Source organism: Acidimicrobiales bacterium, assembly GCA_036273495.1.
In the GTDB taxonomy this organism is placed as follows: Bacteria; Actinomycetota; Acidimicrobiia; order Acidimicrobiales; family JAJPHE01; genus DASSEU01.
The window spans coordinates 1-4,912 of the sequence record DASUHN010000062.1; the positions used below are offsets into that span (position 1 = coordinate 1).

The following is a 4,912-nucleotide window of genomic DNA, read 5'->3' on the forward strand; positions in this document are numbered from 1 at the left end:
CGTCCGTGCCCGACAGGGCGTCCTCCTTGATCAGGTTGCGCAGCGCCTCGTCAACGTCGTTGATCAAATCGATCCCCGTTCCGCGATCGTGTCCGGCTGGGTCAGGATTCCGGCGGTCACTTCTTGGACCTGAACTCGACCTCGGTCATCGCCACGTTCTGGCCGACCGCCGACTGGAAGACAGACTCGACGACGATCTGGACCTGGCTGGTGTGGCGGGCGTGGACCTTGAAGGTCTGGAAGCTGCTCGAGTCCACGAGCGACAGGTCAGCGGTCGACCCGTCGTCGAAGGTGAGATGCAGGAGCTGGGGCCGGGGCTGATTGAGGTAGTTGGCGCCCTGGATGCCGATCAGGAAGCCGACCTGGTCGACGTCCACCCTGCTGCCGAAGGAGATGGTGAGAGCCTCACCCACCGGCTGGCCCGCCGCCGCCCAGTACGTGTTGGTCTGGCCGTCGATGGCCGCCAGCGCCGGATGGCTGGATACGGCGCTCGACGCTGTGGCTCCCACCGGGTTGATCGGCACGTACTCGGGGGCGATCGTCCGCCGCACGTCGTGGTACCAGCCGGAGACCGTGTTCCGGATCGGCTGGGCAAAGGGCCCGGCCATCGACAGGCCGGCGAAGGCGATGCCGATGCCGAGGAAGATCTTGGCCACCAACGACGTGATCCAGCCCCCGGCGATGCCGCCGACGGCCTGACGCTTGACCTTGGGCCGGCCTCCGAGCTCCAGCTGCTGGCGCGACTCCCGCTTGGAGAGGCGCTCCAGGCGCCGGCGCTCCCAGCGCGACAGACGGGGCGGCGGGGGCGGGACGTCGAGGGCGGTGCCGCAGCGGCGGCAGAAGTAGCGCCCGGTCTGGTTGCCGGTGCCACACGTCCGGCAGCCGACGTCGGCCTCGTCCGAATCGGCGAAGAGGCCCCGCACCCCGATGACGGGGCCGGCCACGGCCGGCGTCTCGTCGGGCCGCACCACTCCCGGCGCCTCGGCCTCCCCGGCGGCGTCGGCCGGTGTCGTGGCCCCTGTCCGGCTCCAGTCGATCTCGTCGGCACCGGGAGCCGGCGGCGGCGGGAGCACGGCGGTGGGCTCGTCGCCGAAGAAGGCCCAGTTCCATGCCTTGTCGCGCAGGCGGGTCGGCCCGAGGTCGATCACCTCCTCAGGGACCGGCACCTCCACGGGAGCCCGGGCCTCGACGGCCTTCCCCGACCATTCGAGGAAGGCCGAGCACGACCGGCAGAACCGCTCCCCCGGCGGATTGCCCAGCCCGCAGCGGGTGCAGACCAGATAGGCCGGATCGGCCGGGTGCGCCGAACTCTCGGGCGGAGCTACCGCGTCCTCGAGCACCGACGGCTCAGATGACGCCCTGGCGCACCGCGTACGCCACGGCGTGCGAGCGGTTGCGGAGCTGGTGGCGGGACGTGACGTCGTGGATCACGTTCTTCACCGTCCGCTCGGAGTAGCAGAGGGTCTTGGCGATCTCGGCGGTGTCGGAGCCGTCCGCCAGCAGGCGCAGCACCGACACCTCGCGCTCGGTGAACCCGTTGAGCATGATGCCCCGGGGGGCGAGCACCCGGCGCTGCAGCCGGCCCACCTGCTCGAGCAGGCGCCCGAGCAGGTCGGGCGGAAGGGTGCCGTCCCCCTCGGCGGCGGCGCGCACGGCCGCCACCAGCCGGGGCGGGGTGGCATCGGCCCTGCGCAGGATCCCGCTGACCCCGACCTCGATGGCCGCCAGGAGACCAGCGTCCTCGGTGCGGGTGGCCACGACCACGACCCGGGGCACGCCGTTGCGCTGGATGGCGCGGATCACGCGTGTCGAGTCCTGGTCGATGTCCTCCACCACGATCAGCGCCACCTGGGCGTTGTCGAGGTCCTCGGCGTCGACCACGAGGATCTCGGGACTCTGGCGCAGCTGGCTGCTGATGCCGGCGGCGGTGATGGGGTCGGTGGCGAAGACGTAGGTGGGGATTCGCGAGGTCATGTTCTCCGCAGCGCTCCTGTCTGCTGGGCGTTGGCCGGCACGGCCGGGCTGGGTTCAGCGTCGCAAACCGTTCTTCACCACCGTTCAACGGGGGCTCAACGCCCAAGAAAGAGCGCAGAAATTTCGCGGCATGTGTCCAATCGCTGCCCGTCCGGGCAGGCGGCTGCCCTCCAGTACAGACCGACGCGGGTGGCCGGACAAAGCTGCGCACCGCCCCTGTCCCCTGGTGCACCCCGGCCCTACCATCGGCCGCGTGAGCCTGCAGGTGTGCATGGGGGCGGAGATGCAATGCACGTTCGGGATGATCCCGAGCATCCTGGTGGTCATCCCGGAGGGCAGCCCGGTGCTGGTCAACGGTCTACCGGCGGCGACGATCATGGACTTCGTCCCGCTCGAGAACATCCCCCCGTTCGGCATGTGCATGTCGTTGGCCAACCCGGAGGTGGCCGCCGCCACCGCCGCCGCCCTCGGCGTGCTCACCCCGATGCCGTGCATCCCGATGACGGTCGCCCCGTGGTTCCCGGGCTCGGCGCAGGTTCTGATCGACGACATGCCTGCCCTCACCGAGACGTGCATGTGCGAGTGCGCGTGGGGCGGGCTCATCACCATCGGCGAGCCGGGCCAGTTCAACGTTCTGACGTCGGACCTGTGACCTGCCGGGGCGGATCGGCCCTCAGACCGGCAGCGCCACGCTCGCGTCGGCCACGCCGAGCTCGCACAGCACCTGGTGGTAGCGCCGGCGGTACCGCGCCGCCTCGGCCTGGTCCCCGGCGCGGTCGGCGGCGCTGACCAGCCGGCGCCACAGCTCGTCCCGATAGGGATCGAGGCGCAGGCCGTGCTGACACGCCTCGGCCGCGGCGGCGGCCATTCCCTGGTCGAGCAGGCGCCGGCTGAGCTCGATGGCCGCCCACACGGCGTCCTCGACCAGCCGGTCCCGGCGCTCGACGACCCATCCCACCGACCCGTCGGCGGCGAGGAGGGGCTCGCGCTGGCGCGCCAGGGCCTCGTCGAGGGCCTCGAGAGCCGCCGACTGCTGGCCCCGGGCCATCTCGCCCCGGGCCCGGGCCAGGGCCGACTCGAATGCGGCCACGTCGAATACCGCCTCCTCGCCGAGGTCGAGGGCGTAGCGCTCCCCCTCCCGGCGCACCACCGGGACGTCGCGGCCCAGGGCCACCGGCACGGCCTGGCGGAGCGAGGAGACCGCCACCTGCACGTTGCGGAGGGCCGATCCGGCGTCGGCGTGAGGCCACAGGGCCTCGCACAGCTGGTCGCGGTGCACGGCCCGGCCCCCGTGGGCCGCCAGCAGGTGCAGGAGCGCCCGGGTGCGCGGGCGCAGACCGGTCAGATCGACCTCGTAGCCGTCCTGGGTCAGCTCGAACGATCCGAAGCACCTGACCGTCACCCGGATGCCTTCGGGGTCGGGCCGGGACGCCGCGGGTGCCGCGGGGGGGCACGGCGGCGCGCCCAGCAGGGCCGAGAGCCGGGTCTCCAGCATCCCGACCAGAGCCGGAACCCCGGCGCCCCGCGCCGCGGCCAGGGCCGCGGTCAGGTCGTCGCGGTCCGCCCCCGGGGCCAGGGCGGCCAGTCCCAGGAGCCACGCCTCGGGTACGGCGGCGCCCAGCTCGGCGAAGGCCGCACCGGCGGCCCGCAGTCGCGCCGGGGCCGAGGGATGGCCCCGCCGCCAGAGCCCGACGGCGCCGAGGGTCGCGAGCAGGGCCTTCCCCCAGAGGTCCCCCTCCCGCCGGGCCACGCCCGCCAGCTGGTGGACCAGGGCGTCGGCCCGGTCCCCGTCGGGATCGCTGAGGCTGGCAGCCGCCGCCTGGGCCAGCCGCACGATGGCCGGGGCATCCAGACCGTCGACCACCAGGATCATCGGAGCGGCCGAGGGAGAGGAGGAGAGGAGGCGGTCCACCGCCGAGAGCAGGTGGCTGACGGCCCCGACCCACACCGACCCGTCCGGCGCTCCCGCCGCCCCGGCCAGCGCCAGGCGCGCCGCCGGGAGGTGACCGGCCAGCGCCAGGGCCAGGGCCTCGGCCAGCCGGGCGGCGGGCCCGGCGACGGCGGAGAGCTGCTCGGCCGCGTCCAGGGGATCCCGCTGCACCGCGCCGCGCAGCAGGCCCGGCCAGTCACCCAGATCGGCGGGTCGGGGGGAGTCGGCGGAGAGCCACAGGCTGACGGCCCGCCGCTCCCGGTCGAGCAGCGCCGCCGCGGCCGGTGGCGCGCTCTCACCCGTGCCCGCGTACACGGCGGCCGCCGCGTCGAGCTGTCCCCCGGCAACGAGCTGGCGCGCCCGGGCCAGCCCGAGCCACGGATCCGCCTCGACCCAGGGCCCGGGAAGGACCTCGAGGAGCCCGCGGGCCGAAGGCACCAGGGCGTCCCCCTGCTGGTCGAGCAGGCGCAGGGCGTCGGAGCGGTCCCCCGCCGCCACGTACGCCTCGAAGGCGCCCTCGGCGTCCCCTGCCCCCTCCATCAGCTGGCCGGCGCGCCGGAACAGCCCCGCCACCCGCGCCTCGCCTTCCCGCTCGACCAGCTCGGCCAGGCAGTAGGACCGCAGAACCTGGTGGTACCGGTACACCACCTGGCCGTCGAGGCGGACCGTGAACAGCTGGCGCCGCTCCAGCTCGGCCAGCACCGTCATGCTCCCCTGTTGGCCGAGCAGGGCGTCGCACAGCGGGCCCGTCGGGCGCTGGAGCACGCTGGTCCGCACCAGGAAGTCGCGCAACGGATCGGGGAGCTCGTCGAGCACGTTGCGGGTGAGGAACTCGCGTACCAGGCGGGACCGGTGGTGCAGGGTCTCGAGCACGGCCCGCCTCTCGGCCACCGCCTTGCCCCGGGTGGCCAGATGGAACAGCTGCAGACACGCCGCCCAGCCATGGGTGCGGCGCGCCAGCCGGGCCACGTCCTCGGGCCCGAGCGGTTCCCCGTAGACGTCGCGCAG

The 4,912-nt window shown here is 73.8% G+C and carries 4 protein-coding genes; 1 reads left to right on the forward strand and 3 read right to left on the reverse strand.

Annotation, left to right across the window (positions count from 1 at the left end):
- Nucleotides 1-116: 116 nt before the first annotated feature.
- Both VFW24_02445 and VFW24_02450 read right to left on the reverse strand, forming a co-directional pair.
- Nucleotides 117-1,340, reverse strand: a complete 1,224-nt coding sequence (locus VFW24_02445) for a discoidin domain-containing protein (GenBank protein ID HEX5265606.1) — start codon at nt 1,338-1,340, stop codon at nt 117-119.
- 7 nt (nt 1,341-1,347) lie between these two features.
- The gene (locus tag VFW24_02450; GenBank protein HEX5265607.1) at nt 1,348-1,974 is read right to left on the reverse strand and encodes a LuxR C-terminal-related transcriptional regulator; all 627 of its coding nucleotides are present in this window, start codon (nt 1,972-1,974) and stop codon (nt 1,348-1,350) included.
- Between the two features lie 253 nt (nt 1,975-2,227).
- Between VFW24_02450 and VFW24_02455 the strand changes: the two genes are divergently transcribed.
- Nucleotides 2,228-2,626: a DUF4280 domain-containing protein gene (locus VFW24_02455; protein HEX5265608.1), complete on the forward strand. Its 399-nt coding sequence runs from the start codon at nt 2,228-2,230 to the stop codon at nt 2,624-2,626.
- 21 nt (nt 2,627-2,647) lie between these two features.
- Here the strand turns inward: VFW24_02455 and VFW24_02460 are convergent.
- Nucleotides 2,648-4,912: BTAD domain-containing putative transcriptional regulator (locus tag VFW24_02460; protein ID HEX5265609.1), on the reverse strand; the 2,265-nt coding region annotated here is incomplete at its 5' end.

What these genes read in the sequence shown, in the direction of transcription:
- VFW24_02450 (HEX5265607.1), bottom strand. Translation starts at nt 1,974, where the DNA reads ATGACCTCGCGAATCCCCACCTACGTCTTCGCCACCGACCCCATCACC.